Source organism: Streptomyces bathyalis (assembly GCF_015910445.1).
Taxonomy (GTDB): domain Bacteria; phylum Actinomycetota; class Actinomycetes; order Streptomycetales; family Streptomycetaceae; genus Streptomyces; species Streptomyces bathyalis.
In genome coordinates, this window is record NZ_CP048882.1 from 172,947 (window position 1) to 199,218 (window position 26,272).

Here is a 26,272-nt window from a genome sequence, read left to right on the forward strand (position 1 = left end):
GCGTCAGCAAGGAGCTCCGACACGCCATGCCTTTGTCCGACCGTCTGATCCATCTCGCCTACGACCCTGGCATCTCCCCCAAGGGAGGCGGGCTGCCCGGTCTCGCCGTCCTGCAGAAGGTCGTCTCCTCGATCAACCTCTTCGGCATCATCGCCGTCGTCGGCGCGCTCGCCGTCTCCCTGGGCGTATGGGCCTGGGGCCACCACTCCGGCGGTCACCAGGCTGAGGCCAACGGCAAGAAGGGAGCCGTCATCTCCACCGGCGCGGCCCTGGGCCTGGGCGCAGCCAACGGCATCGTCGCCTTCTTCTCCGCCCTCGGGTCGCAGGTGAAGTGACGATGAAACGATTCTTCGACCGTCTCCCTGGTCGCACCGCCGGCTTCGGCCGCACTGAGAGATGGCCTGTGGGCCGGCGCATCACCGCGGTCGCGGTCGCTCTCGCGGTCCTCCTCGCCCTTGCTGGTTTCGCCGCCTGGATGACCGGCCGCAGCGACCAGAGCGACGAGCCGCGTACTCCGCCCGCCTCCACCGGTCCCGCACCCGCACCCTCGGCATCCGCGTCCGACGGCGCTGTGGCCGACCCGCCGCAGACCGGCGCACCGCTGACCTACGGGAAGGCGGCGGCGCGGATGCTGTGGACCTACGACACCCGCGAGACCACACGCGAGCAGCAACTGGCCGGCATGCGCGAGTGGATGACGCGCGAGTCGCGGTATGCGGACTGGGACTCGATCGCCTCGCAGGTGCCGGATCCAGTGCTGTGGTCGCGGATGCGGGACAACGCCCAGCACGCGAAAGCAGAGGTCGGCGAGGCGCACTATCCGGCCGCGTTCAAGAAGGCCGTCGCGCAGGACCCCTCTGCGCTGACCGAGGCCTACATCTACGCCGTCACCGTCACCGGCAAACAGAAGATCGCCTGGAAGAGCGCCGGAGGCGGCTCCGGCGCCGAGGGCCGCAGCGTCACCCTCGCCGTCCAGTGCCGCCCCAACCACTCCTGCGCTCTGGTCGCCATCGCCCCCCAGGTCGCGCCCTGACCCGCCGCTGACACCCGAAGGGAGGTCTTCTTCAGTGGATTTCTGTTCCATACCCGTCGCCGGAGCCCTGTGCGATACCGCGGACGCGACCAGCTTCGTCACCGACCCGGGAGGGGCGATCGGGGACTGGATGGCCAAGAGCGCGGGTGAACTCGCCGCCGCGGCGGTCGACTTGGTCGCCAAGGCCATCGACACCACCACCAAGGTGGACTTGAACGCCGGATGGTTCCGCGAGAACTACGAACTGATCCTGCCCATCGGGCTGGTGATGCTGGTCGCCACCTTCTGCGCCCAGCTCGTGCGCGCCGCGGTTCGCCGTGACGGGCACGCGTTGACCCAGGCCTTCACCGGCACCGCCGCCGGTGTGCTGTTCGCCTTCTCCGCCATCGCCCTGACCACCATCGCCGTCGAAGTCGTCGACGCCCTGTCCGAAGGCCTGTTCAGAGCGGCCCACAGCAGCGTCGCCGAGGCCGTACGGCGCATCGTGAAGGTCAGCCAGATCGCCGGCACCACGAATCTGGGCTGGATGGTCACCACCCTCACCGGCCTCGGCGCAGCGATCGGCACGTTCCTGTTCTGGTGCGTGATGATGGTCCGCAAGGTCGGCATCCTCGTCCTGGTCACCCTCGCGGTCTTCGCCGGAGCCGGCGGCGGCTGGGAAGTCGCCCGCAAGTGGCGCAAGGGCTGGATCGAAGCAACGGCCACCCTGATCGTCTCCAAGCTGCTGATGACGATCGTCTTCCTCCTCGGCGTCTCCGCCCTGGGCAAGACCCAGCCGATGACCGGCATCGGCGCCTTGGCCGATGTCCTCTCCGGCATCGTCATCATGGTCCTCGTCCTGCTCTGCCCGTATGCCACCTTCAAGTTCGTGCACTGGGCCGCCGAGGGCACCTCCGGCGAGGACATCCACCGCGCAGGCGGCGCCGGCGCCCAGATCGCCCGGCAGCACGCGGAGCGCGCCGCACGCAAAGCCGCCTCCATGGCCGCCACAGCCGGAACCGGCGGAGCAGCCGCCGGAGCCGGAGCAGGTGCCGCGCCGCAAGGCCCGCCCACCGTCCCCGGCCAGGGCCCCGGCAGCAGCAGCGGTCAGGAAGGCGGCAGCATCTCCCCCGCCGGGGAAGGCCTCAAGAACGCCGCTGAGCAGGGCGTCCAGCCTGCGCCGACCTCCGCCACCGAGGACACCACCGGCCAGATCGGCGGAGCTTCCGGCCCCGGATCCGGTGGCTCGACCTGGGCCAACGCAACGCCCCCGCAGGGGGCATCGCCGGCTTCCGGTGCGAATCCCGGTTCAGGCTCGGCAACTGGACCTGCTTCGCCGCCGCCTCCGCCGCCCTCCGGCAGTTGACCCTTCCTCGCTATCCGTGGGACGCACCGCGTACCGGTGCGTCCCACGGGGACCTGCCCGCTGCCCCGTGCTCGTCGAACGGCCCTCTCTCTTGATGTCAGACGCTTCCGCCCTCCTGCCGCTGACGGTGACGTTCCCGCACCGCTCCCGCCGCGGCGTCCTCCTCGGCCTGACCTGGCCCCAACTCACCCTCGTATCCACCGCGTTGGCGCTGCTGCTGATGACGGTCGTCACCACAGGGCTCGCCGGTGCGTTCGCGCTCCTCCCGCTGTGGGCCACGGTCGCCACCCTGGTGGCAGTGCGGCGGCACGGACGCTCGCTCATCGACTGGGCTCCCGTCATCGCCCGCTACGCACAGCGCCGACGGAGTGGGCAGCGGCTGTGGCTGGCCCGCCCGGTCTCCCGCCCCCGCCAGGACGGGCTGCTGCACCTGCCCGGCACCACTGCCTCCCTGCGAGTCGTCACCCCCGCCGGTTCCAAGGCCGCGGCCGTGCACGACCCCCGCGCGCAGACTCTCACCGCCATCGCGAGAGTCAGCAGCCGTGCATTCGCGTTGCTGGATGCCCCGACGCAGAACGCGAACGTGTCCGGCTGGGGACGGGCGCTGGCCGGGATCGCCCGCACCGGCCACATCTCCTGCGTACAGGTGCTGGAGCGCACCGTCCCCGACTCCGGCGACGCACTGGCCCGCCACTGGAAACAGCAAGGCCACCCCCAAGCGCCCGTCGCCGGCGAGGTGTACGCGGAGCTGGTCGGCACCGCGGGCCCGGCCGCCGCACCGCACGAGGCCTACATCGCCATCGCCCTGGATCTCAAAGCCGCGCGGCGGCTGATCTCCCAGGCCGGCGGCGGCCTGCGCGGCGCGTTCACCGTCATGGACCAGGCCACCACCTCCGTCGCCCACGCCGCCCGCAACGCCGGGCTGATGGTGACCGGCTGGCTCACCGCCCCCGAGATCGCCGCGGTCATCCGCACCGCCTACGACCCCGCTGCGCTGGCCAACTTGCAGCAGTGGTCGCCCAGCGGACGCGCCGAAGCCGACCCGGCGGCGGCCGGGCCCGTCGTCCAGGTCGAGGAATACGACCGGCTGGCCACCGACACCGCCAAGCACGCCACGTACTGGGTGGAGAACTGGCCCCGCACCGAAGCCCACCCCTCCTTCCTGCACGGGCTGCTCTTCACCACCGGTGTCCGCCGCTCCCTCTCCCTCATCTACGCACCCCAGGGCCTGGAATCCGCGCTGCGCGACGTCCAGCGCCGCAAAGCCACCATCCTCGCCGACGCCGCCGAACGACGCCGCAAAGGCCAGGTCGACTCCGAGGAAGACAGCGTCGAATACGCCGACGTCAAACAGCGCGAGAAGCAGCTCATCGCCGGGCACGCCGACGTCGCCCTGACCGGCCTGCTCACCGTCTCCGCCGAAACCGACTCCGCCCTCGATGCGGCCTGCGCACAGATCGAGACCGCCGCCACGACCGCTCAAGTCGACCTGCGGCGCCTGAACTTCCAGCAGCCCGACGCCTTCACCCTCGCCGCACTCCCCCTGGCCCGCACCGCCCTGTAACCCCGACTCCCTGCCCGCTGCGGCGTGCAGGAAGGACCTTCGTGACCTCTCCCTCCGTGAGCGCCGCTGAGGGCGGATCGCACCCCTACCTGCGCGCCGCCACCACCGGCATCCGCCACCACACCCGCGCCCTCACCCCCGAGCGCAAGAGACCGGCCGCCGACCAGCCCGCCGACCGCGTCCACCTGGACATCCTGCACACCCACCTCACCGCCCTGCACCAGCTCCTCGACCAGCTCACCGCCGCCACCAGGCCCCCGCACCCGGCAGCCGGACGTCATCTCGCCGCCGCGCACGCCCGCCTGTGGCAGGCCACCGCCGAAATCCACGGCGCCTTCCACACCCTGCCCCTGACCGACGGCACCCCGACGGCCACCCCCGAGGACTGCGATCCCAAGCGCCTGGTCGATGGGCCTCCGGTGCTGACGATCTGCCAGCGCCACCTCGCAGCCGGCCACACGGTGCGGCGCAAGACCACCCCCACCGACCTCAACGCCTCGCCGCACGGCCACGCCACCGGCTGAAGGCGACGTCACTTCGCGCCCCAAGGCGCGAGCCCTACCCGGCTGGCCCGGTCCATCGATCCGACCGCGCCGGCACTCCCCACCGGCCCTCTCCCGGGCCGGCTCTCCCCTCCCGCTCAACAGAAGGAATACGCATGCCCATACGCAAGCCCACCACTGCCGTGACCACGGCCCTGCTGGCCGCATCTCTGGCCGGCGCATCTCTGGCCGGTGCCTCCCCGGCCTCGGCCGCTGAGGCCGCCGGCTACCACTGCAAGACCAGCAGCAAGAGCATCGACGACCCCGGCTACAGCGGCCCGTGGGCCGACAACTGGGACATCACGGTGAAGCTGTGCGCCAAGCGCTCCGGCTCCCACGTGCGCACCGTCGCGAAGGTGGCCTGGGACGGTCCCGTCTACGCCAAGGGAACCCGGGTCTTCGACGGCGCCAACGTCCGCCTGCAGGCCAAGAAGTCCAAGGCCGGCAACGACCCGGTCATCAAGGGCAAGACGTTCCGCGGTATCAAGTCGCGGCTGAACCACTCCGACAGCAATGGCAACCACAACGGCCGCTACGACACTGGCCGCGTCACCGCGGTCATCAAGGGCAAGGCGCGTGCCGACGGCAAGCTGCGGCTGAACTGGAACAACGACGGACGCGGCTACCGCACCTACTTCTACGCCGCCTCCCCCCGCGTGTGACCCCCACACGCAACCGCCGTTGATCCTGCTGCCCGTGGAGCCTGACCTTCGATGATCCACCGCCGCGCCGACCGCAACGCCCGCCGTGCCAGCGCCTCGCCGCTGTTCACGCCGCACGGCACCGACCGTGCCAAGCGCAGGGCGACGCGGCGTCAGGTCGCCGAAGCCACCGCGAAGGCCCACGCGGCAGCAACCTCCCGCCCCGCCACCACGGCGGGGCGGGAGATGCCCCCTCCGCTCTACCCCGCCACCGGGCGCCCCGGCCCCGCCTCCGCCCGCGGCAGCAAGCTGAAGCTGCCCGCGCATCGCATGACCACCGCGGTCGCCGCCGGGGCGTATCCCTTTCTCGCCGAAGGCGGACTCGGCGCGGAGGGCATCTACATCGGCCGGGACGTGCACGCCGAAGCCAGCTTCACTTTCGACCCGTTCGCGCTGTACGGACGCATCGAGGGCTTCACCAACCCCAACGTCCTGCTCGCCGGAGTCATCGGCCAGGGCAAGAGTGCGCTGGCGAAGTCCTTCGCGCTGCGCTCGGTCGCCTTCGGCTACCGCGTCTACGTCCCCTGCGACCCCAAAGGCGAATGGACACCCGTCGCCACTGCGCTCGGCGGCACGACCATCGCGCTCGGCCCCGGACTGCCCGGGAAACTCAACCCGCTGGATGCCGCCCCTCGCCCGGCCTCGGTCTCGGCAGCCGACTGGGCGGGCGAGATCCGCAAACGGCGTCTGCTGCTCCTCGGTTCACTGGCCCGCACCGTCCTGGGACGGGAGCTGAAACCGATGGAACACACCGCCCTGGACGTCGCCCTCGACACCGTCGTCACCCGAGCATCGGCGACCAGCCGTACGCCGCTGCTCGGCGACGTCGCCGCCACGCTGAATGACCCCGACGCCCTCGACAGCGCCGCCGGCGTGATGTCCGGGCGGCTCGGGGACGCCGCCCGCGACCTGGCGCACGCCCTGCGCCGCATGGTCCACGGCGACCTGGCCGGCATGTTCGACGCCCCCTCCACCCATACCTTCGACCCTCGGGCACCGATGCTGTCCATCGACCTGTCCCGGCTCGGCGGCGGCAGCGACGACACCGCCCTCGTGCTGGCCATGACCTGCGCCTCGGCCTGGATGGAATCCGCCCTCGCCGACCCCGACGGAGGGCGGCGCTGGGTCGTCTACGACGAAGCCTGGCGCCTGATGCGCCACGCCGGACTCCTGGAGCGCATGCAGGCCCAATGGAAACTCTCCCGAGGCCTGGGCATCGCCAACCTCATGGTCATCCACCGCCTGAGCGACCTGCTCACCGCCGGCGACGCCGGATCCCGCGGCCGGGCCCTGGCCGAAGGACTCCTCGCCGACTGCTCCACCCGCATCATCTACCGCCAGGAAACCGACCAACTCACCGCCGCCGCAGGCCTCCTCGGCCTCACCAGCGTCGAGATGCAGGCCGTCTCCCACCTCGGCCGCGGACGCGGCCTGTGGAAAGTCGCCGGACGCTCCTTCATCGTCCAGCACCTCCTCCACCCCCACGAAGTCACCCTGTTCGACACCGACGCCCGCATGCACTGAAAAAGCGCCGAGTTCACCGATACGGCCACCGCAGCCACCTCACAGAACGGAACCCCGGACTCGATGAACGACCTCCCCGCCAGCAGGCCGTCCCCCGCCGTTCCCATCGGATCCCAGATGGTGATCGAGCTCATCGGTACACCTCCCCGGCAGCTCGCCCGCCTGCACGCATCCGACCGCGCCGAAGACACCGTCGCGCAGCTCGTGGTGACCGGAGCACGCCACCTGGACTACCTGCACGAGCAGCTCGCTTCCCAGGCCCAGCAGGCAGCCGACAATCTCACGCGCGTCGCCACCGGAAAGGCCCACATCAACTCGCTCGGCGTCCTGCAGAACAGCGCCACGCAGATCGACATCCTGGCGTCGCGGCGCGCTGACGCGATGGAGCACCTGAAGGAAATGATCCACGCCTACCGGCAACTGACCACACACACGGGCGCCTCACCTGAGCACGCACTGCAGCGCGGCGCCACCCCGGCACGAGGGGCTCCCACGCCCCCACCGTCGGCCCACCCATCCGCACGCCGCAACCGCCCATAGAGCCGATGCGCCCGTACGCGACCTCCCTCGCCTACGCCGACACCCGCGGTGATGGCGCCGTCGGCCGGGAATGGCTCTTCGGCGTGCCCTACGCCGGTGATGACGGAACGCTTCTGCCCTGGTGCATGCATTGCGGGCAGCCCATGGTCGACCCGTGCTCCCCCGGCGCTACCCGCCCATACTTCGACGTCGCTGCCGACGAGAGCGAACCGGCCTGCAGCACAGGGCACGATCACTTCCCCGTCTACATCTGGACTCCGTGGGATTCCTGGTACGAGGTCTCCCACATCGATCTCGACAGCCGCAACCAAGCAGCCGAACAGCAAGGCAGGCCCCGCCGGGGGCCGTTCGATGCCGGCGACCTGTACGACACTCAGCCCCAGCACCAACGGCACGACCGCAACCAGGCCGAGCAGGCCCGCCGCCACCAGCGGCAGACCGAGCGCTACAGCGCCCTCTACCGATGGGCCATGCGCCGCCCGCTCTCCCGTGAGGCCGCCCATCACATCCTCTGCGAACTCGCCGACGCCGCCCCGCAGGAACGGTCGATCAAGCAGCTCCAGCGTGCTGCGGCGCTGCGCTGGCACCCCGACCGTGAGGGCGGGAATGAGGAGGTCTTCCAATTCGCGCAGGAGGCCTACGACGTTCTCGACCCGCCCGCACACCGCTGCCGCAGCGCGGCGGCGCCGCCACAGCCGACAACAGGCCAGCACCAGGCACGCCGCCGATGAGCGTCGTAGTCACCGGCCGACAGAAAGGAAGGGGACGAACACACCGCCGCCGCTCGCGCCGAAAACGCCGACGAGGACCGTGAGTTGGTTCCCCGATCCCGGTGCGGCGTGCCCTGCACGCCGCAGGGGAGGGCCGTCACTCTCCCTCGGTGACACCGACTTCTCAGGTGACACGAGTTCAACGCGCCCGGTCTGTTCCAGTTCACACCAACGATCGAGCCCCGCCCGGCCCCGGAACCGCTCCCGGCGTCCGCTGTCACTCGATCGCGTGCCCGCTGCATGGACACGGATTCACTGCCGGAGTCCCACGCCCCCGTTTCCGTACCGCCTGAAAGCCGACCGACGTGCGCAGAGAAGGACCGGAGCCTGATCCGGTAGAGGCAGCGCTGAAGACCGCCGCGGAGATCGTCACCCTCCTCACCGGCCAGCTGGAAGAGATCTGGCATCCCGGCGAAGTGGCCTGGCACCTGCACGCGCTCGCCGCCGACGAGGACAGCCTCTACGCCCGGCTCGAACAGCACCTCCTGCAGACCGCCCACTGGTGCCAGGCAGAAGGAACCCCGACCGGCCGGCGCAGCGCCGCCGAACTCGCCGCTGCCGCCGGCCAACTGGCCTCCGTACGCGAGGCCGTCACCGGCCAGACCGGCCTTCTGAGCAACCTCGCGCACCAGCCCGCCGCACCCCGCGCCACTCCGACCACGACAGCGGCAGACCACCCTCCCCCGCCGCGCCCCGGCACCAGACCGCCGTCAGGCCGCGGGCGTCGCTGAGCTGAGCAGGACCCCATCCCGACAACGTGCACCTGGAGTTGTGATCGACCGCCCTGCAGATTTCGAGCTGTACGACAACGTCGGCCGCACCACCGAACAAATCAACGCCTACAACACCGGCACACCCACGGAAGACGACCTGCGCCGCTGGGCCCGCACCGACCGCCTGGACCCGCCGGGCCGCGTCCTGGCGGCCTGGAGTCAGCGCCTCGCCGCAAGCAGCGACCCGAGCGAATTCCAGAAGACACTCCGGGAGGTCCTGGACGGCGAAGACGACGCGCTGGGCCGCCTGCACCAGTTCCTCGAGACCGCGCAGATCTGGTGCGAGGAACACGGCCACACCCAGCAGGCACACCGCTTCCAGGCCGCGGCCGAGACACTGCAGACCCTGTATGAGGACCTCGCCCTCGCCCAACCGGACTCCCGCACCAGCCCGGCCCCGGCAGCCGTGACACCGCCCGCGCCGAAGTCGACGCCAGGCAGGCACCGATGACCACGCCCACCGGCATACACATCGTGTGGGACTGGAACGGCACCCTCAAGGACGACGTCACCGACCTGACCGGCGCCCTCAACGCCGCCATGACCGTACTGGGCGCCCCGCCGCTCACTACCGAGACCTACCGGGCCCAACACCGCCTGCCGATCCGCGACTTCTACGCCGACCTGCTCGGCCGGCCCCTCACCGACACCGAATGGGCCGCCGCAGAGATCGCCTGGAGCCGTCACATGGCGCAGCGCACTCCCACACTCCGGCACGGCGCGAAGCAGCTGCTGGAAGCGGTCCGGGCGCAGGGGCACACCCAGTCCCTGCTCTCTTTGGCCTCGCATGCCACCGTGCACGACGAAGTCGCCGCCCTGAACCTGGGCAGCCACTTCGTCAGTATCGACGGCAGGCGCACCAGCACGATCACCGGCAAGACCGGCGCGCTGGCCGAGCATCTCTTCGCGCTCGTCCCCACCGTCGATCCGGAGCGGGTGCTGGTGATCGGAGACACCCTCGATGACGCCCACGCTGCCCGAACCTGCGGCGCGCATCCTGTGCTGGTCACCGGCGGACTGCAAACCACCGACCAGCTGCACCAAGCAGGAGTACCGGTCGCCGAAAGTCTCGAGGCGGCGGTCCAGGTGGGCCTGGCCGTCATTGACCCCGATGCCCGAGCGCTCCACCACGACGGTGCCGGGGAGCTTGCTCCTCTACCGGACCACCGCCACGTCGACACCACCTGGTGGCGCACGCTATGGCACCGCCACGCGCATGTGACCATCCCGCTACGCCGGCGGGGACTGGTCTGCGACGTGGAGTTCGGGAACAACGACTACCTCATCCACGCGCGGCTCCCCGGCAACGGCGTGCTGATCATCGGCCCGCAAGAGGACCCGCCCAACCTCACCCCCGGCCGGCCCGAGGGATGGCTCGTCACCCTCGAACACCCCGACCAGATCCAGGACGTCGTCTACGACTCCCGCCCCGGCGGCCCGCACCAACGGCACGGGCCCGACATCGCCCCCCTCCTCCAGGCGATCGACGTCCGCCTCACCAACCTCGGCCTCCTCTCCAACCCCCCGCGCACGCCCACCGCCACCTCGGGCATGCCACTGCCGCCGGGCGCCGGACCGCTGGAACCAGGCCGCAACCACCGCCGCTGACCAGGACACGGAGACCCCCACCCGTGGACCCACCCCACTTCCACTTCGGCTTCCACGCCGAGTACGACTTCGTCGCCAAGGCCACCACGAACATCTCCCCGCACCTGGCCGAGTGGTACCTGACCCGCGAACAGTTCCAACAGCTCCCAGGAACACCGGGCCTGTACCGGCTCCGAGTTCCGGAACAGGACGGCAGACGCCGCGCCCAGCAGGCCGTGAAGGACCTGCGCGCGCATGGCTTCACCGTGCACACCGACCTCGCGCTCGACCCCGCGGCCCGACAGCCCGTCATGTTGACCGAGCGACGCAACCGGCGTGCCGAGGCCTCCTCCGTCCGCTCACCACAGCAGAGTCCTGCACTGACCTTCACCAGGCCGGCGTCGGAAGCCGCTTCCTTCGCGCGCCCCCCGCTGCGGGCACCCGCCAGGCCCGGCACGTCCCCGTCCCGTCGGCGCAGCTGATGAACGAGCGGCCCCGCCCTGCCGCCACAGCCGAAGGCCCGGCGGCCCGCCCTACGCCCTACTTCGGAGTTCTCGATCTCTGACACCACTCCCGAACCGGCCGACCTTGTCGCGCAATTGCGCGGCTGGGCGGTGCGGTACTCAGTCATCCATCTGCGGTGCGTGAACGCGCTCGCCGGCCTGCGCGATACGCGCGGCACCATCACCAACGCTGTCGCCGCCCGTCAGGCCGTCGCCGAACGCGACCGCGAGGCCGCCCAGGAGTTTTGCGAGCGGCTCCTGCCCCACGCCGAAACGCTCCTCTCCCACGCCCGTACCGCACTGGCGGGCCTGCCGCCCGCCAGGCACCTGCCTGCCTGGAAGCTCCTGCTGGACGATGTCGACCACGCCACCGCCCGCATCCGCCAACTCCTCGACGACCAGTCGGCCCACAGCCATGAGGATTCGCTCGGCGCGCGGGATGCCGCGCTGTGGCCGTATGTGACGACCTGGGCCAAGCCCCCGGTTGCTCACCGACCTTCTCGAACAGCACCGCGGGGAGGTCACCGAACCGCCCGCCTTGTCAGAGTCCGAGCGGCAGCAGTGGACACAGGTGGCCCGAGAAGCCCGTGCCCGAGGCGGACTGGAGCCGTTCGAGAGCTGGTACGACGCCACCGGAGATCTGATCACCCTGGCCTACCTCGACGATGAAGCCGCCACGGTCCTCGCGATGTCCGGCGACCTCGATGGCCCCGGCATGTACGTGATCGGGCACTTCAGCGACAGCAACGAAGACGAAGCCGGCCGGACCGCTCCCCCACCGGTCCCGCCCGGTGTGCTGCGCCCAGAGGTCTCCCGCTACGACGAGCACGTCCACGCCCCGGAGACCACACTCCAGGCCTTCACCCAGGACGTCATCGAAGCCCGCCACAGCGGGGAAGTCGCCGAAGCCCTCCTCACCGCCACCGAGGCCTCCGGGAGCACGCGCGGCCCGCTGCCCCGGCTGAGCGAATTCGTCGCCACCTGCGCCGAGTTCTCCGACGCCCTGGAGACCAGACAGGGCCAGCAGACCGCCGCACGACTGCGCATGATCGCCACCCAGATCAACCTGCTCACCCAAGACCTGCGCACCGCCGGCAACGTGCTGGACGCAGCCGGGGGCGTACTGCCACCGCACCGCACACCCCACCCCCGCCACCTGCCCCCGGCACCCGGACCCACCCTGAATACACAGCGGCCCGCCGCCGGCATACCCGCCACCACACCGGCACCCGCAACGACACCCCGTCGATAGGCGCAGCTCCGTCTCTCAACGCTCCGCGCGGAGCGCCGAGTTCACCGCCACGGCACCTGCACGTCCTGCCTGGCGAGGGGATGCGCTGACCGCTCACTTCAACCGAAAGCCACCGTCCTTGCCCCTCCGTCACCACATGCACGGCCCGCCGACCGAAGCTTCTCCGAGCAGCTACCGGGCAGTCCTTGGCTCCCCGCACGTGGCCCGGCTGCTGATCGGAACGCTGGTCGGCCGCATGCCCTGCGGCATGGTTCCCCTCGCCATCCTCCTGCTGGTGCAGGACCGCCAGGCTCCACTCGCTCTGGGCGGAGTGCTGTGCGCGGTCTACGGCCTGGCCTACGCCCTCTCCCAGCCACTGCTCGGGCGCATGGTGGACCGGCGCGGCCAGACCCGCGTGATCACCACCGTCACCACCATCTCGACAACCGCCCTGTTGGCGCTGCCGCTCACCGACCCGGCCAGACAGCCGCTGCAGATGACCGCCCTGGTCCTGATCGCGGGCCTGTGCACGCCGCCGCTGGAGGCCGGCCTGCGTACGTTGTGGCCCAGCGTGCTGCCCGACCCGGTACCACGGCACACCGCGCTGACCCTGGACACCTCCACCCAAGGCCTCGTCTACATCCTCGGCCCGCCCCTGACCGCGACCCTCCACGCCGCCGCCGGACCGCAGTTGACGCTCACCGCGACAGCGGCACTCGGCGCGATCGGCGCACTCCTCGTCCTAACCGCGACGCCCTCCCGCAGCTGGCGGCCCGCACCCCGGCGCACCGATCCGGCCGGGCCGTTGCGAAGTCCCGGTCTGCGCACACTGTTCACCGCGCTGGCCGGTGCCGGGACCGCGATCGGCGCGCTGAACGTCCTGGCAGTCGGCGCTGCCGAGCGCCATGACGCCTCATGGCTGGCCGGGACGCTGCCCGCAGCCCTTCCGGCCGGCACCCTCCTCGGCGGCCTCCTCTACGCCTGCCGCACCTGGCCCGGCTCCACCCCCGCTCATCTGGCCGCGGGCGCCGCCGGTTTCGCGATCGGCTGGTGGCCGCTGCTGGCCGATCCCGGACCGACTGCGGCAGTGCTTCTGGTCGCCGTTCCAGGGGTGTTCCTGGCGCCGCTGCTGACCTCCTCCTTCCACGCCGTGCACACCCTCGCCCCGCCGGGCACGACCACCGAAGCGTCCGCATGGCTCATCGCCGCCATCGGCATCGGCCAGGCCGCCGGCACCGCCCTGGCCGGACTCACCACCAACAGCGGGCCCTTGGCCATCGCGGCACTCCCCGCCGCCGGCGCCGCAGCCGCCTTCGCGCTTCTTCGCACCGGCCGCCGCCTGCTGACGGCCTGAGCCCCGGGGTGTCCAGACACGCGTCCCTGATTCCGATCCCGACTCCCTCTGCAAGGAGGCCTCTACATGGCTGTTGTTGGTGCACCCGGCTATCAGAACGTGGGGAAAGGCGAGTCAGGTAGCTGCGGGGCGGTGAGGCCCGCCCTGGAGCATGTCGGCAGTCATTGCCCATCGTTCGTGGTCCAGCCACGCACCGTTGATGTGCTGGAAGCTCCGGGCCCGCCTCGCCTTCGCCCAACACCCCACCGCTTTCCCGCCACCACCGATAGGAGGTCCGCCTTGCCCGAAGCACCAGCAGAGCCGTTCATGACGATCCGGCACACCCTCACCGGCGAGATCACCACCACCGGCTACAACGCCGCCGCCCGGCGGATCCTGCTCCAGGCCGGCTTCGAAGAGACGCCAGGCTGCGCCTGCAGAGCGACGGAGCCCGGTACGGAGCGGACGCACGGGCCTGCTCGGCAGCCAGCGAGCTGCTCGTCGCCGGCCATCCCGTGCACCTGGACCGAGCCCTCGGTCGGCCGGTGAGCGCCGACGGTACGCCCCGGTTGGCCCGGTCGCCGATGTCGGCACAGTCCGTGATCCGCTCCGAGAGCGGCCAGCCTCTCCAGCGCATCGCCGAATGGGCCTCGTTTTGACCACACCCGGAACGCCTACCAGTCCAGCGCGCACCAAGGGCGGCGAACTACGGGCCAAGGTGGCCCGACTGCTGGCCGACCGGCCGGCGGACACGCTCACCATCGGGGACATGGCCAGGCAGCTGGGCCACTCCCACGGCGCCGTCCGCAACGCCGCCCTCACCCTGGTGCGACGCGGCGAGGCCGACCAAGGCGGAACAGGACAACCGGAGTTCCGCGCGAACGCGAAAACCGCCGCAGCCGCGCAGACCGCTGTGATCAGCCCACCGGGCACCCACTCTCCCCGCGCCCAGGCGGCCACGGCCCGCACGACCATTCCCGCAGCAGCCACGCCCAGGCAGACCGGCACGATCCGCCGCGCGGGGGGCCAGGTCTACCACCCCCGGGAGCTGGCCGATCTGCCCGACGTCGAGGCGTTGAATCGCTTGCGCGACGCCGACGTGCCGGTGCTGCTCTACGGCCCTCCGGGCACCGGCAAGACGAGTCTGGTCGAGGCGGCGTTCCGGACCTGCTCACCGTCGCCGGTGACGGCGACACCACGGTCGGCGACTTGATCGGCGAGTACACACAGGACGACGCGGGAGCCTACGTCTTCCAGTACGGTCCGCTGGTCACCGCGATGACCGAGGGCCGCGCCCTGCTGATCGACGATGCCACCTTGATCTCACCGAAGGTCCTGGCGGCGCTGTATCCCGCGATGGACGGGCGCAGGCAGATCCAGGTCAAGGCCCACAAGGGCGAGACCATCAAGGCCGAGCCGGGCTTCTACGTGGTGGCGGGCCACAATCCCGGCGTCCACGGGGCGGTTTTGACGGAGGCGCTCGCGAGCCGGTTCAGCGTGCAAATCCAGATCGGCACGGACTATGACCTCGCCCTGGCGCTGAGGATCGATGCCCGGGTGGTCCGGGTCGCCCGACACCTCGCCCGCCAAGTCGAACTCGGCGAGCTGGGCTGGGCCCCCCAACTGCGCGAACTGCTCAGCTACCAGAGGACCGAGGCCGTCCTCGGCACCAAAGCCGCGCTCGCGAACCTGGTCGGCATCGCTCCTGTGGAGGATCGCGACGCCGTCGCCGCTGCCGTCATCAAGGCTGCCGGCGTCAAGGAGGTCGCTCCCCTCACCCTCGGCAAGCAGCTCCCCGCCTCAGCCGTCCGGCAGCCCCCGGGCAGCACCGGCTCCGCGCACCGGGGCCGCTCGCGATGAGCGCCCACCACCACGTCCAGTCCCCCGCCACCACGCCGGACGACGACGCCGACCTCGCGCGATGGGACGACGACGGCGCCCCGCCCGCGCAACCCCGTTCCTCCCCGGACGCGTGGCTGCGCGTGGGAGCCGAACTCGGCGATCGGCTGGTCGCCCTCTCCGGCCGCCAGGACCTCCTCGTCACCTGCCGCCCCGGCACGCGCAGCGGCGCACCGGCCGCGTTCTTCCCCACTCTGGGCGAGGTCGAGTTCGACGCCGGCCTGTTCGCCCCGCTCCAGCCCCACCAGATCCATCCGCGGATCGTGGGCGACGAGGAGCGGTATCCCGCCGCCTGGGGAGTGTTCGTCCACGAGGCCGCGCACGCGGCCCACTCCGTCTGGACGAAGCCTGCCGGAGCGAACCCCCGTCTCGTCGAGGCCGCGCTCCTGCTGGAGGAGAGCCGCGTCGAAGGCGCACACCTGATCACCCGGCCCACGGACCGCACGTACCTGCGCACCAGTGCCCGAACCCTGGTCATGCCCGACGTCGCCCACCCCACCCTCCAGGGCATCGAGCATGCCGCCGCCGTGGCGGCCCTGGTCCTCGGCCGCCGTGACGTCGGCATCCTGGACGCCGGCGAGACCCGGGCCGTCGACGATCTGTGCGAAAAGGTGCTGGGCGCAAACCTGCTGGCCACACTCACCCGCATCTGGACCGCAGCCCACCAGTGCGCCGACCACGACGCCACGACCATGCTCGCGCACGCGAAAGAATGGTGCGACGCTCTGGACACCGCGGCCCCCGCCCTGCCCGTGCCGGAGAACCTCACCGATCTGCTGTCCGGCGCCGTGGGGGCCGTCATGGACAGCACGGCAGCCACCGACGCCGCCGACCTCGCGGCACAGGCCGCAGCGACCAACGCCATCGCCGCGCAGTCCAAGGCGCAGGCTCAAGACCGCGCCCAGCGGGCCGGCCAGCGACGCAAAGCAGCCGCCACCGCCAAGTCGGTCTTCAACACCCGTGGCACCACCGTCACCCCCGACGGCACACCGGCGCCCTACGGCAACCCGGTCACCGGCACCCGCAGGCCCACCGCCGCCGAGCAGAGTGCCGCCGCGCGCCTGAGCCGCGCCCTGCGTGCCGCCGCCTACCGCGAGCGGACCGAGGAGCGGACCACCAGCCCCACCCCGCCCGGCCGCCTCAACATGCGCGCGGCCCTCGCCCGCGACGCTCAGCGCGCGGCCGGGTCGGTCCCCACCGCGGAACCGTTCACCCACACCCGCCGCCGGAACTCCCCCACCCCACCGCTGCGTGTGGGTATCGCCGTCGACGTCTCCGGCTCCATGCGTGCCGCCTGCGCGCCCGCCGCGTCCGCTGCCTGGATCGTGGCACGCGCAGCAGCCCTGACCGACCCCGACTCCCGTACCGCCACGACCGCCTATGACATGCACCTGACCGCATTGACCCGACCCACCCACCGAGCACCACAGCGCGTGACGACGTTCGATGCCAACGGCGGCCACCACAACCTCGGCGACGCCATCGACGCACTCGACCACGGCCTCGAACTCAGCCGCCCCGGCGCCGGCCGCCTCCTCGTGATCGTCACCGACGCCCGGTACGGCAGCGACGAAACCGCTCAAGCCATCACCCGCGTCAAACAGCTCACGACCGCCGGCTGCGCCGTACTCCAGCTCACCCTCACCGCGGAGTCCCGCCACTTGCCGGGGACCACCTTGCTGCACGTGCCCCAGCGCTCCCGTCGCCATCGCCACGGCGGCCACAGACGCCATCCGCAGGACACGCTGAGACGACGCAGCAGGCGGAAGCATCCCCGAGACCACCGCCAAGCGCTCCAGACCACCTCCGTCCGCCGCATGAATCGTGCATCTGATGCACGACCCTCCGCAACGACGCAGGCCACCACCCCAACCGCCAACGAAAGGCACTCGATTTGAAGCCCCAGACCAGCAGCCCGACCTCGAACATAACGCCCATCAAACGAAATTCCCCCGGGGTTCCTACGCACTGGGACATCGACCACACCTGCGGCCACACCGTCGAACACGACCTGTCCGCCCGCCCCGCCGACAAGCGCGCCGCCTTCGCCCGCTGGCTCGCCGCGCGGGAATGCACCGACTGCTGGAAGACCACCCGCGAAACCGAAGGACCCAGCACCCAGGAATGGCTGAAGGCACGACGGGCCGAGGAACAGGCCGAAGCCCGCGCCTGGGCCACCCGCTACGACATGCCGCCCCTGGACGGCCCGCCCAAGACCCTCGACTGGGGCGAACGCTCCCGCCACCAGCTCATGGCCGCCGCCTACACCGCGCTGGTCATCGAAGGCCCCTGGAGCGAGACCGACTGGGCGCCCGTGGAGGAGAAGGCCCGCACGATCACCCGAGCCGGATGGTGGATCGACCAGCGCGACGCCGACGGAACCGACCTGCCCGAACTGCTCGAGGCAGCAACCGAGAACGACCTCGGCACCGAGAACCCCTTCCGGTAGCCACCACCCGTCTGCATAGCGCCGGAAGGCCGGTTAGCCAAACCGGGCTTTCTCCGGACCATGGAAAGCCCCGCCGCCCTCACCCACCTCTCGTGAAGGACCTGCTCGTGTCCGAAGCCGCCTACCGGCCGCCCTTCATACCGGCCGACCCCGTCACCCCCGAACGCGACATCACCCACGCCCACTTCGCGCCCGGCGACCGCATCGTCATCATCAAAGGAGCCTTCGGCGGGGACCTGTGCGGCGAGGAGATGACCGTCGTCGCCCCCTCCTGGCACACCCCCACCGACGAGGACGGCTGGCGGCTGCGCAACCCCCACGGCGGAGCCCACACCTTCATCACCGCCCACCCCCGCCACCTCATCCACGTCGAGCGCTACTGCCCCGACTGCACCAGCCACCTCAAAGCCCTCGCGCAGGTGCTGCTCCCACAGATGCCGGCCGACCGCGTCGTCGACGGCCGCTGGTACACCCTCAACGCCCTGGACCACCTCGTCCACCACCGCGACCAGCGCAGCGGTCGTTGATCACGATGGCCATCTCTGACCGACACCTGGACATCCGCCACGACCCGCATTCCGGTGAAGTCCTCGCCCGTGGCGGGGACATCGAGGCTCACAGCATTCTCCAGCGCAGCGGGTTCGTCCCCGTCGTGCGCCTGCACGAGCACTACCACCGGCTGCCCACCGGCCTGGAGGACGACGAGGCGATCCGCCTCACCAAACAAGCTGTCGCCCGCCTGACCGCGGTCGGCTACGACGTCGATCACGACGCGGCCTTCGTCACCGGGCGCCGCATCCTGCACGAACCCACCCTCGGCGACCACGTCACCGGTCTCGCCCGCCGCATCCGCGAAGCCGACCACACCGAGCAGGTCACCGACGCCCTCACCGAGCTGACGGCCCCCGGCGACGGCGTACTCGCGGCCGTGGGCGAAGTCCTCACCGCCACCGCCGACTTCCTCCACGACCTCGGCGAGGGGAGCGACCCGTACTACGCGAACCGGCTGCGGTACCTGGCCTTCGCGCGGCTGGGCGTCCTGGCAGGCGAACTCGGCCGCATCCGCGACGAGCTGGCTGACCGGCACCTCCCGCACCCGCACCGCAGCCCCTGCCCACAGCAGGTCGCCGCCGACGAGCAGGAAGCCTCGGTCAGCTGCCGCTGCCCGAACCCGACACCCGGACCGGCCCAGCCGCCATCCGGACCTGGAGCCACGCCGGGCCGCCAACGTTAGAAACGTCCCCAACTCGCGTCCTGTGGAGAGAGGAATGCCCCGAACCGATACCCGCGAACTGGAATCCTTCGCCGCCGCGCTGGCCGAGCAGCTACCCGGCACCTGGACCAGCGAATACCACCACCACACCGCATACCCCGAGCAGTTCCCCATCGCCAAGGACCTGTGGGACATGGGCGTCGTCTCCGCCGCCGTGACCGCTGTCGTCCTCGGGCACGACGCCGTCCTCACCCACCAGAACGGCACCCGCCTCTACGTCATCGACCACCCGGGATACGACGGTGAGCATCTCGTCGGCGCCCTCGCTCCGCCCGACATCGAACCAGACGCTCTCCGCGGCGTCGGTGAACCGGACGGCATCATCGTCACCGACCACCCGGTCCAAGCCGCCCGGGACATCGCATCCGATCTGCTGCCCCGCTACGAACAAGCCCTCAGCCAGGTCCGGCAGAACACTGCACACCCCGCGGCGCCGTCACGGCCCGCTCCGGCTCGGGAAGCCGAGCGTGTGGTGATGACCTGGTATGGCGACGGCGTCATCGCCGCCCAGGCGCCCGGCCAAGAGGCAGCCACCGCGCTGCACCGCAACGGCTTCACGTGGGACCCCGCGGAACTCGCCTTCGTCCTGCCCGCCGGTGACACCGCCGAACAAGCCCACCGCGTGCAGGCCGCCGGAGCACAACTCGCTGTCCTCGGCATCGGCGTCCTCATGCGCCACCCGCCCCGCGACACCGACCTGACCACCACGACTCCCGCCCCGCCGGCACACCAGCCCGCGCCGATACGGGGACGTACGCGATGAGCACCGGCCAAGACCCGCAGCCGGAACCGCAGTTCTTCGTCCAGGACTACATCACCATCAGCCGGGACCACCGCACCCAGCTCGTCATCGCCCTCGGCGGCAACGACAAAGCCGCCGGGATCCTCCAGACCACCGGCCACTTCCTCCCCGCCCCCGGGCCGCTGGGCACCTACCACCGCCAGCCTCACACCCTGCCCGTCGACGAGCAGCGCCGGGGCGCCACCGCCGCCGCGCAGCATCTGCTGCTGGCCGGTTTCAGCGTCCACCTCGACCCGGCACTCGACGTGCTCAGCACCGTCGACTCCGACCGCGCTGCGGCCCACCGCTACCTGGCCCAGCTCGCCGGACGTGCTGCTGCCGCCGCTGACGACCGCGGGGTGGCCGAGGTGCTGACCGAACTCGTCGCGCCCAACGACGGGATGCTGCCGCGGACGCTGATGACGCTGGTCTCCGCCTGGGCGCCCTGGACACGACGCCTGGAAGCCGCTGGGCAGGAACCGGTGCTGCCGGAGGGGCTGATGAACGCCGCCAGCAGCATCTCCCGGCAGGCCTGGCAGATCGAGCAGATCCGCAACAAGGCCGCCACACGCCCCTCCACCGATGCGGCACCGCACCGCCCGGCAAGTGCGCCCCCGCAGGCCGATCGCAACCGTCCACAGCACAAGCGCTGACCCCCGCCAGCGTCCCGACGGCCGTGCACCGGCCCCTGCTGCTCCGGTCCCGTCCGTACCGGCTCGATGCAGCCGCTGAACCAACACCCGCTGGAGCAGCACAATCCCTGACCACTCCCGCACCGTCCCACCGCCGATGTCCCCCACGCTCCGGCCCCGGCTGGCGACCTTCGTCATCCGCCGCTACCTGCACACCATCGTCGCGAGCGAGATGACACGGCAGATCCTTCTTCCGCCTGGCCGATCCTCGTCCCTCGACGAGACGCCCGTCGCTGATGAGGACCCACGCGCGGAAATCCGCCAACTCTCCTACTCGCGGAGGACCATGACCGACGACCCGACCGACCCCGTGCTCCTTGCTCGGGACATCGCCCACGACCTCGGCGAGCTGACCGAACACCTCTCACAGGCCGACCGGCAGCAGGCCGCCCTCATCGTCGAAGCCATCGTCGACAATGACGAAGGCGTCGTGGACCGGCTGAGCATGCTGCTGGACACCGCCGGCCACTACACCCGCGCCGCCGAAGGAACCTTCACACCCGAGCTGTGCCTCGCCCTCGGCCGCGCCGCCAACCACCTGCACGACATCCGCCTCGACCTCGACGAGCGCACAGACGAGATCCGCCTACGTGCTTCCCGCACCGACGACACCCCGGCACCACCGGCCCCCGCCTCTCAGCCAACGACGGCAACGTCGCGCCCTGTTCGCGGGAGACCGTCGTGAGCCCGCGCCCTGCCCTGCCCGGCTGGGAGGTTCCGCAGCAGCACTACCTCATCCAACCGCGGCATCTTGCCGGAGGCGGCGACCTCACGCACATCACCGCCTACCTGCACGCCGCGGGCTGGAAGAACCGCACCCGCCGCTCCGGCGGGCGGATCACCTTCGACAGCCCAGACGGCAACTCCCGCGTCTCCTACGCCAGAGACCTCAACCCGCCGAGATGGATGGTCTCCGGGAACAGCGGAAATGACCCGGCCAACACCTGGCACGCATCGTTCGGCGCCGCGATCCCGGTCGAGATCCTCGCCGGATTCACCGACGCCCTCACCCGGTCGCCCACTCCGCAGGCGCCCAACGTGTGGCGACCGCTGACCGGTCAGGGCTGGACCAACACCGCCGGTGAACACCCCACCGCGACAAGCCCCGACGGCGGCACCAGCCTCCAATTCCGCCAGGAGAACGGCTCCGCAGCCTGGATGGCGAGCGCCAACGCCACCACCAGCAGCGGACAAGAGACACAGGTTTGGGACGCGGTCCTCACCGACAACGCCCCCATGCGGGCCATCGAAGGCTTCGCCGCAGCCCTGGCCGACCCGATGCCGCTACTGCGCCCACCGGGGAGCATGCCCTTCACCGCCGCCCGGCAGGCGACCGCGACGCCGTACATGGTGCTGCCCTCCCAGCTCGGCGCCTGGCAGCGCCTACGCGTCACCGCCGCCCGCGCCACCAGACGGGCCAGGACCACCTGGGGCATCCACCGACCCCGCAGACCAACACGGGCGCCCAGGCCGGCACGGGCACCGAAGCCCGCCGGGATTCCGAGGCCGCTCGCGTTGACCGGCGGCGTGCGGCGTCGGTGAAGCAGGAGCATCCCGCTATGGAGGCCCTCGACCCGCGCCGCAGTATCCAGTTCGCTACCAGCCCCCGGCACTTGGCCGGGGGCGGCGACCCCCGGCACATCACCCAGGCGCTGCGCGCCGCCGGGTGGAAGAACCTGTCCGACCCCGACTATCCCCACGTCGTCCACGCCTTCCTCGATGACCGCACTCCACGCCATCTGCTCGCCGGATTCACCACCGCGCTGGCCGCCACTGCTCCGGTCCAGCGCCCGATGGCGAGCGTTCCGCACCCGCACCTGGTGACACAGGAACGCAGCGGCCCCCAGGGCGAAGCACTTGCCGAAGCCCACGAGCAGCGCCTTATCGCCGCCCGGGCAGCAGCCCGAAAGGCTCGCCGCGGAGCTGCTGTGCAGACCCAGCGCACACCTGCACCGACGGCAGCACCCGCCATTGCCCGACGCCGCTGACCGTCCGCGCCGGCCCACGCCGCGCGCGCCCGCCAGTACGCCTCTCCCCCATCGAAAGCTCCCTTCGTGACGACCAATCCCCCCTCCCTGCACCAGCTGCGCCTGCGCCAACTCGCCGTCTACCTGCGAGAAGCCGAACAGGTCCTGGCCGACTGGGACCTCTACTCCGACCAGAACAGCACCCTCGACGGCTGGCCGATCGACGACGTGGCCTACGGGCTGCGCCAGCGCCAGCGCGACGCGGATACCTGGCGCGCCTTCCGCCCCCTCCTCTACGACGGCCACCACCTCCTGGACGGCGCCCAGGCCCAGCTCGCCCGGATACCCCAAGACCAAAGGTCACCGCACTGGGGGCCTCATCTCGCCCAGCTGCGCCAGGCTTTGGAGGAGATGCGCGCTCTCCAGTCGGAGTGGACCAGGATCCGCGAAGCACTGCCGGAAAGCGCGCGCCCCGGAACCAGGGCGTACGACGAACCGCTCACGGACCGCAACGCGGAAGCCTGGAGCCCACTCGTCACGTGGGCCGATGACGGCCTGACGCTGATCAACATCGATGTCACTGCCGAGCTGGGCGTCTTGCCGCGTGAACGCCTCGCGCCTGCTCCTGCCCTGAACTCACCGCCAGTACCAGGCACTTCGCGTCGCCGGAGCCGCTGACCGTTCCGCGTCCCCCACCGTGCCCTGCGCGAGGCCCCGTCTCATTCGTACGCCTTCTGGAAGTTGCCCGTGCCCCGATCGCCCTCCGCACCGTCCTCCAGCGACGGCTATGACGTCGCCTTCCGCATCCTGCTCGGCGTCATGGCCATCGCCGTGCCGCTGGCCCATCTGGCCTGGCTCGGCGGGAACATCACCACCTACCTCACCGGCACCGGGCCTTGGGCGCCATACCAGCCGACCGACGCACTGCTCCACCCCGACCGCCTCTGGCCCCACACCGGCAACACCGCCCTGATGGTCGGCCGACTCATCGTGCCGATCACCCTCCTCCTGGCGCTCGCAGCCCTGGGCGCCCTCTGGTGGAACCGCCGCGATGGCGGTCCCGGCAGGAGGAAGAAGTCGGTGGCGGGCATGGCCAAACGGGGCGACATCGCGCCGCTGCTGTCCAAACAGACCACCGCCAAAGCCCGCTCACTGCGACCGAGCCTGAAGAACACCAAGTCCCCTGCCGCGCACGAGACCGGCATCCTGCTCGGCAACCTCGCCGGAACACGGCGCGAGGTCCGCATGGGCTACGAGGACGTCGCCGTGGCCATCATGGCCCCCCGCTCCGGCAAGACCACAGCCTTGGCCATCCCCGCCATCCTCCACGCACCCGGACCCGTGGTGCTCACCAGCAACAAGGCCGCCGGCGACGCCTACACCGCCACCCTGGAAGCCCGCGCCCGTATCGGCCGCACGTGGACCATGGACCCCCAGCAGATAGCCTACGCCGAACGCACCATGTGGTGGAACCCGCTGACCGCGGCCACCACCCTGGAAGGCGCGAACCGGCTCGCCGGGCACTTCCTCGCCGCCTCCGTCGACGCCAACCAGCACGGCGACTTCTGGTCCAAGGCCGGATCGAACATTCTCGCCCAGCTCTTCCTCGCCGCCGCCAACGACCAGCGCCCCATCACCGACGTTATGGCCTGGCTCGCTTTCCCCGGCGACCGCACCCCGCTGGACATCCTCCGCGACACCGGCTTCGCTGCCGTCGCCGCTCAGCTCAAGGGCACCGTCGAAGGGCCGCCCGAAACACGGGACGGCATCTTCGAAACCGCCCGTCAGTACGCCGCCGCTCTGTTGAATGCGGAGATCGGCGCGTGGGTCACCCCGCACGACGATGTCGAGGAGTTCCGGCCGGAGGAGTTCGTCACCGGCCGCGACACCCTCTACCTGCTCTCCAAGGACGGCGGCGGAGGCGCATCCGCGTTGATCGCTGCCTGTGCCGATGCGGTGATGCGCACCGCGACCGCCGAGGCCGAACGCGGCGGCGGGCGCCTCGACCCGCCACTGCTCGCGGTCCTGGACGAAGCCGCGAACGTCTGCAAGATCTCCGATCTGCCCGACCTGTACTCCCACCTGGGATCGCGCGGCATCATCCCGCTCACGATCCTGCAGTCCTACCGGCAGGGCCAGAAAGTGTGGGGCGAGGCCGGCATGGACGCCATGTGGTCCGCCAGCACCGTGAAGGTCATCGGTTCCGGTATCGACGACCCGGACTTCGCGGACAAGCTCTCCCGTCTCATCGGCGACCACGACGTCGAGACCACCTCCGTCTCCCGCTCGGAGTCGGGGAAGTCCACCTCGGTCTCGATGCGGCAGGAGCGGATCCTGCCCCCCGATGCGATCCGCGCCCTGGCCAAGGGCACCGCCCTGTGCTTCGCCACCGGCATGCGTGCCGCGATGCTCACCCTGCGCCCCTGGTACGCCGAACCCGGCGCCGAGGAACGGTCCGCGGCCTCCGCCCGCGCCTCCAAAGCCATCACCGCACGCGCCATCAACAAGACCGCACCCAACCGCGACGACTACGGGCCCGCCGCCTGACCCCCACCACCCAGGCCGGCAGGCCCGAACCGGGCGCCCTGGGCGGCCGGCACGACTCCCCACGCACGAAAGGCCCGTTGACGATCATGCTGACTGAACCCGACGATCTCGCCGACCTCTCCCCGGCCCAAGCGCTGAACGCCGTCATCGCCGACATCGACGCCCACCCCATCCAGCCCGGCGGCAGCACCGGGCTGTTCACCGCCACCCGGCACATCGACCTCCTGTCCCACCTGGCCCGCCGCCTCGCCGGCGACGCCTACTACTACGCGGAGCAGGCCGAGCACCGCCCCGCAGACGCCCAGCGGATGGCCGGCCTGCTGGCCACGGCATGCCGCCCGGTCACGCAGGCCCTGCAGCACTACGTCCAGGCCCTAGCTCCGCTGGGTGACCTGCGCACACCCCCGGATGAAGCCGACACCGCCGCCGTGGTGAAAGCCGAGGGGCTGCGCCGCACCGTGGACAGCCATCTGCGCCAAGCCCGCACGGCCCTCGACCTCACAGGTGAGGTCCTGACCACCTCAGACGGCGCGGCCAAGGCCGCCCGTCCGCACCCGGGCCATACACCAGGCAGCGCCCCGCCCGCGCCCGGCGGCAAGCCGCCGCGGCGCACCCGCTGACCACCCCCGGAAACCCCTGTGGCCTACATCGACCATCACGACGTCTTCTTCGGATCGGCTGAGGACGGATCCCCGTTCGTCGTCGTCAACGCCGACCTCCCCGCCGCCCACCGCATCCTCACCCAGAGCGGATTCACCGCTCACGAACAGCACGGCCACATCTGGTATCGGCTGCCGCCCGGCACCTCACACCAGGACGCCGATCAGGCCACGGCGCTGGCCTTCATGCAGCTGCTCGCCACGACCACGAACATCGCGGACCTGACCTCCACAGCAGACGAAGAAGCTGTGGCCGATGTCCACTTCGACCTGACCGGCCCACATGTCACCGCCACCACGCACTGGGCTGCGATCCGGCACGTCCTGGCCCTGCACGGCTTCCGCCCCACCCCCGCGGGCCACGTCCTGCCACCCGAGACGACCGAAGCCGAAGCCATCGCCGCCGTCGTCCGGGCCGAGGCCCACCTCTACACCACCGGCGCCCGCATCCACATCAACCTCGGCATCCCCGCACCCGAGAACACCCCACGAGCGCACTCCAGACCGCCTCGGACCATTTCGTCCCCCGCCCAGGTACAGGTGCAACGCCACCGCTAGC

At 71.0% G+C, this 26,272-nt stretch carries 29 protein-coding genes and 2 pseudogenes; 30 read left to right on the forward strand and 1 reads right to left on the reverse strand.

Annotated features, from left to right (window positions below; genetic code table 11):
* Window positions 1-26: 26 nt before the first annotated feature.
* From G4Z16_RS00820 to G4Z16_RS00880, 13 genes are all read left to right on the forward strand, one after another.
* Window positions 27-335, forward strand: coding sequence for a hypothetical protein (locus G4Z16_RS00820; protein WP_197348670.1), 309 nt, complete (start codon window positions 27-29; stop codon window positions 333-335).
* A gap of 2 nt (window positions 336-337) precedes the next feature.
* The gene (locus G4Z16_RS00825) at window positions 338-1,033 is read left to right on the forward strand and encodes a hypothetical protein (protein ID WP_246530602.1); all 696 of its coding nucleotides are present in this window, start codon (window positions 338-340) and stop codon (window positions 1,031-1,033) included.
* A gap of 34 nt (window positions 1,034-1,067) precedes the next feature.
* Window positions 1,068-2,378: an SCO6881 family protein gene (locus G4Z16_RS00830; RefSeq protein ID WP_197348671.1), complete on the forward strand. Its 1,311-nt coding sequence runs from the start codon at window positions 1,068-1,070 to the stop codon at window positions 2,376-2,378.
* 94 nt (window positions 2,379-2,472) lie between these two features.
* Window positions 2,473-3,942 carry an SCO6880 family protein gene (locus tag G4Z16_RS00835; protein ID WP_197348672.1) on the forward strand — a complete coding sequence of 490 codons (1,470 nt, stop codon included), beginning with the start codon at window positions 2,473-2,475 and terminating at the stop codon, window positions 3,940-3,942.
* A gap of 41 nt (window positions 3,943-3,983) precedes the next feature.
* Window positions 3,984-4,466: a DUF6238 family protein gene (locus G4Z16_RS00840; RefSeq protein WP_197348673.1), complete on the forward strand. Its 483-nt coding sequence runs from the start codon at window positions 3,984-3,986 to the stop codon at window positions 4,464-4,466.
* Between the two features lie 134 nt (window positions 4,467-4,600).
* Window positions 4,601-5,146, forward strand: coding sequence for a hypothetical protein (locus G4Z16_RS00845; RefSeq protein WP_246530603.1), 546 nt, complete (start codon window positions 4,601-4,603; stop codon window positions 5,144-5,146).
* 51 nt (window positions 5,147-5,197) lie between these two features.
* Window positions 5,198-6,709 (forward strand): VirB4 family type IV secretion system protein, encoded by a 1,512-nt coding sequence (locus G4Z16_RS00850; RefSeq protein WP_197348674.1) that lies wholly within the window; start codon window positions 5,198-5,200, stop codon window positions 6,707-6,709.
* Window positions 6,710-6,772: 63 nt separating this feature from the next.
* Window positions 6,773-7,249 (forward strand): hypothetical protein, encoded by a 477-nt coding sequence (locus tag G4Z16_RS00855; protein WP_197348675.1) that lies wholly within the window; start codon window positions 6,773-6,775, stop codon window positions 7,247-7,249.
* 5 nt (window positions 7,250-7,254) lie between these two features.
* Entirely contained in the window at window positions 7,255-7,980 is a 726-nt protein-coding gene (locus tag G4Z16_RS00860) for a J domain-containing protein (RefSeq protein ID WP_197348676.1), read from the forward strand.
* 344 nt (window positions 7,981-8,324) lie between these two features.
* Window positions 8,325-8,750 carry a hypothetical protein gene (locus G4Z16_RS00865; protein WP_197348677.1) on the forward strand — a complete coding sequence of 142 codons (426 nt, stop codon included), beginning with the start codon at window positions 8,325-8,327 and terminating at the stop codon, window positions 8,748-8,750.
* Between the two features lie 40 nt (window positions 8,751-8,790).
* Window positions 8,791-9,243 (forward strand): hypothetical protein, encoded by a 453-nt coding sequence (locus G4Z16_RS00870; protein ID WP_197348678.1) that lies wholly within the window; start codon window positions 8,791-8,793, stop codon window positions 9,241-9,243.
* A complete protein-coding gene (locus G4Z16_RS00875; protein ID WP_197348679.1) occupies window positions 9,240-10,400 on the forward strand; it encodes an HAD family hydrolase in 1,161 nt (386 codons plus the stop codon). Before G4Z16_RS00870 ends, G4Z16_RS00875 begins: the two co-directional genes overlap by 4 nt.
* A 23-nt stretch (window positions 10,401-10,423) precedes the next feature.
* Window positions 10,424-10,861 (forward strand): FliH/SctL family protein, encoded by a 438-nt coding sequence (locus G4Z16_RS00880; RefSeq protein ID WP_197348680.1) that lies wholly within the window; start codon window positions 10,424-10,426, stop codon window positions 10,859-10,861.
* A gap of 141 nt (window positions 10,862-11,002) precedes the next feature.
* Here the strand turns inward: G4Z16_RS00880 and G4Z16_RS00885 are convergent, their stop codons facing one another.
* Window positions 11,003-11,299 carry a hypothetical protein gene (locus tag G4Z16_RS00885; RefSeq protein ID WP_197348681.1) on the reverse strand — a complete coding sequence of 99 codons (297 nt, stop codon included), beginning with the start codon at window positions 11,297-11,299 and terminating at the stop codon, window positions 11,003-11,005.
* Window positions 11,300-11,420: 121 nt separating this feature from the next.
* Here G4Z16_RS00885 and G4Z16_RS00890 point away from each other — a divergent pair, with 121 nt between their 5' ends.
* The 17 genes and pseudogenes from G4Z16_RS00890 (at window position 11,421) to G4Z16_RS00970 (ending at window position 26,271) form a co-directional block, all read left to right on the forward strand.
* Window positions 11,421-12,134, forward strand: a complete 714-nt coding sequence (locus G4Z16_RS00890) for a hypothetical protein (RefSeq protein ID WP_207794539.1) — start codon at window positions 11,421-11,423, stop codon at window positions 12,132-12,134.
* A 199-nt stretch (window positions 12,135-12,333) separates the two neighbouring features.
* A complete protein-coding gene (locus tag G4Z16_RS32865) occupies window positions 12,334-13,467 on the forward strand; it encodes an MFS transporter (protein ID WP_197348683.1) in 1,134 nt (377 codons plus the stop codon).
* A gap of 306 nt (window positions 13,468-13,773) precedes the next feature.
* A complete protein-coding gene (locus G4Z16_RS00900) occupies window positions 13,774-13,995 on the forward strand; it encodes a hypothetical protein (protein WP_197354074.1) in 222 nt (73 codons plus the stop codon).
* A 169-nt stretch (window positions 13,996-14,164) separates the two neighbouring features.
* Window positions 14,165-15,306 (forward strand): annotated as a pseudogene (locus G4Z16_RS00905) (AAA family ATPase).
* A pseudogene (locus G4Z16_RS00910) lies at window positions 15,303-17,094 on the forward strand (vWA domain-containing protein). Before G4Z16_RS00905 ends, G4Z16_RS00910 begins: the two co-directional pseudogenes overlap by 4 nt.
* 226 nt (window positions 17,095-17,320) lie before the next feature.
* The gene (locus G4Z16_RS00915; RefSeq protein WP_197354075.1) at window positions 17,321-17,794 is read left to right on the forward strand and encodes a hypothetical protein; all 474 of its coding nucleotides are present in this window, start codon (window positions 17,321-17,323) and stop codon (window positions 17,792-17,794) included.
* 107 nt (window positions 17,795-17,901) lie between these two features.
* Window positions 17,902-18,321: a hypothetical protein gene (locus tag G4Z16_RS00920; protein ID WP_197348684.1), complete on the forward strand. Its 420-nt coding sequence runs from the start codon at window positions 17,902-17,904 to the stop codon at window positions 18,319-18,321.
* A 5-nt stretch (window positions 18,322-18,326) separates the two neighbouring features.
* Window positions 18,327-19,028 carry a hypothetical protein gene (locus G4Z16_RS00925; protein ID WP_197348685.1) on the forward strand — a complete coding sequence of 234 codons (702 nt, stop codon included), beginning with the start codon at window positions 18,327-18,329 and terminating at the stop codon, window positions 19,026-19,028.
* Between the two features lie 34 nt (window positions 19,029-19,062).
* Window positions 19,063-19,830 carry a hypothetical protein gene (locus G4Z16_RS00930; protein ID WP_197348686.1) on the forward strand — a complete coding sequence of 256 codons (768 nt, stop codon included), beginning with the start codon at window positions 19,063-19,065 and terminating at the stop codon, window positions 19,828-19,830.
* Window positions 19,827-20,501 carry a hypothetical protein gene (locus G4Z16_RS00935; protein ID WP_197348687.1) on the forward strand — a complete coding sequence of 225 codons (675 nt, stop codon included), beginning with the start codon at window positions 19,827-19,829 and terminating at the stop codon, window positions 20,499-20,501. The genes G4Z16_RS00930 and G4Z16_RS00935 overlap by 4 nt, the downstream gene beginning before the upstream one ends.
* Before the next feature lie 136 nt (window positions 20,502-20,637).
* The gene (locus tag G4Z16_RS00940) at window positions 20,638-21,225 is read left to right on the forward strand and encodes a hypothetical protein (RefSeq protein ID WP_197348688.1); all 588 of its coding nucleotides are present in this window, start codon (window positions 20,638-20,640) and stop codon (window positions 21,223-21,225) included.
* Window positions 21,222-22,082 (forward strand): SPDY domain-containing protein, encoded by an 861-nt coding sequence (locus G4Z16_RS00945; RefSeq protein WP_197348689.1) that lies wholly within the window; start codon window positions 21,222-21,224, stop codon window positions 22,080-22,082. The genes G4Z16_RS00940 and G4Z16_RS00945 overlap by 4 nt, the downstream gene beginning before the upstream one ends.
* A gap of 17 nt (window positions 22,083-22,099) precedes the next feature.
* Window positions 22,100-22,528, forward strand: coding sequence for a DUF317 domain-containing protein (locus G4Z16_RS00950; protein ID WP_197348690.1), 429 nt, complete (start codon window positions 22,100-22,102; stop codon window positions 22,526-22,528).
* Window positions 22,529-22,594: 66 nt separating this feature from the next.
* Window positions 22,595-23,185, forward strand: a complete 591-nt coding sequence (locus G4Z16_RS00955; RefSeq protein ID WP_197348691.1) for a hypothetical protein — start codon at window positions 22,595-22,597, stop codon at window positions 23,183-23,185.
* Between the two features lie 69 nt (window positions 23,186-23,254).
* Entirely contained in the window at window positions 23,255-25,054 is a 1,800-nt protein-coding gene (locus G4Z16_RS00960; RefSeq protein ID WP_246530604.1) for a type IV secretory system conjugative DNA transfer family protein, read from the forward strand.
* 86 nt (window positions 25,055-25,140) lie between these two features.
* A complete protein-coding gene (locus tag G4Z16_RS00965; protein WP_197348692.1) occupies window positions 25,141-25,674 on the forward strand; it encodes a hypothetical protein in 534 nt (177 codons plus the stop codon).
* 18 nt (window positions 25,675-25,692) lie between these two features.
* A complete protein-coding gene (locus G4Z16_RS00970; protein ID WP_197348693.1) occupies window positions 25,693-26,271 on the forward strand; it encodes a hypothetical protein in 579 nt (192 codons plus the stop codon).
* Window position 26,272: the final 1 nt, after the last annotated feature.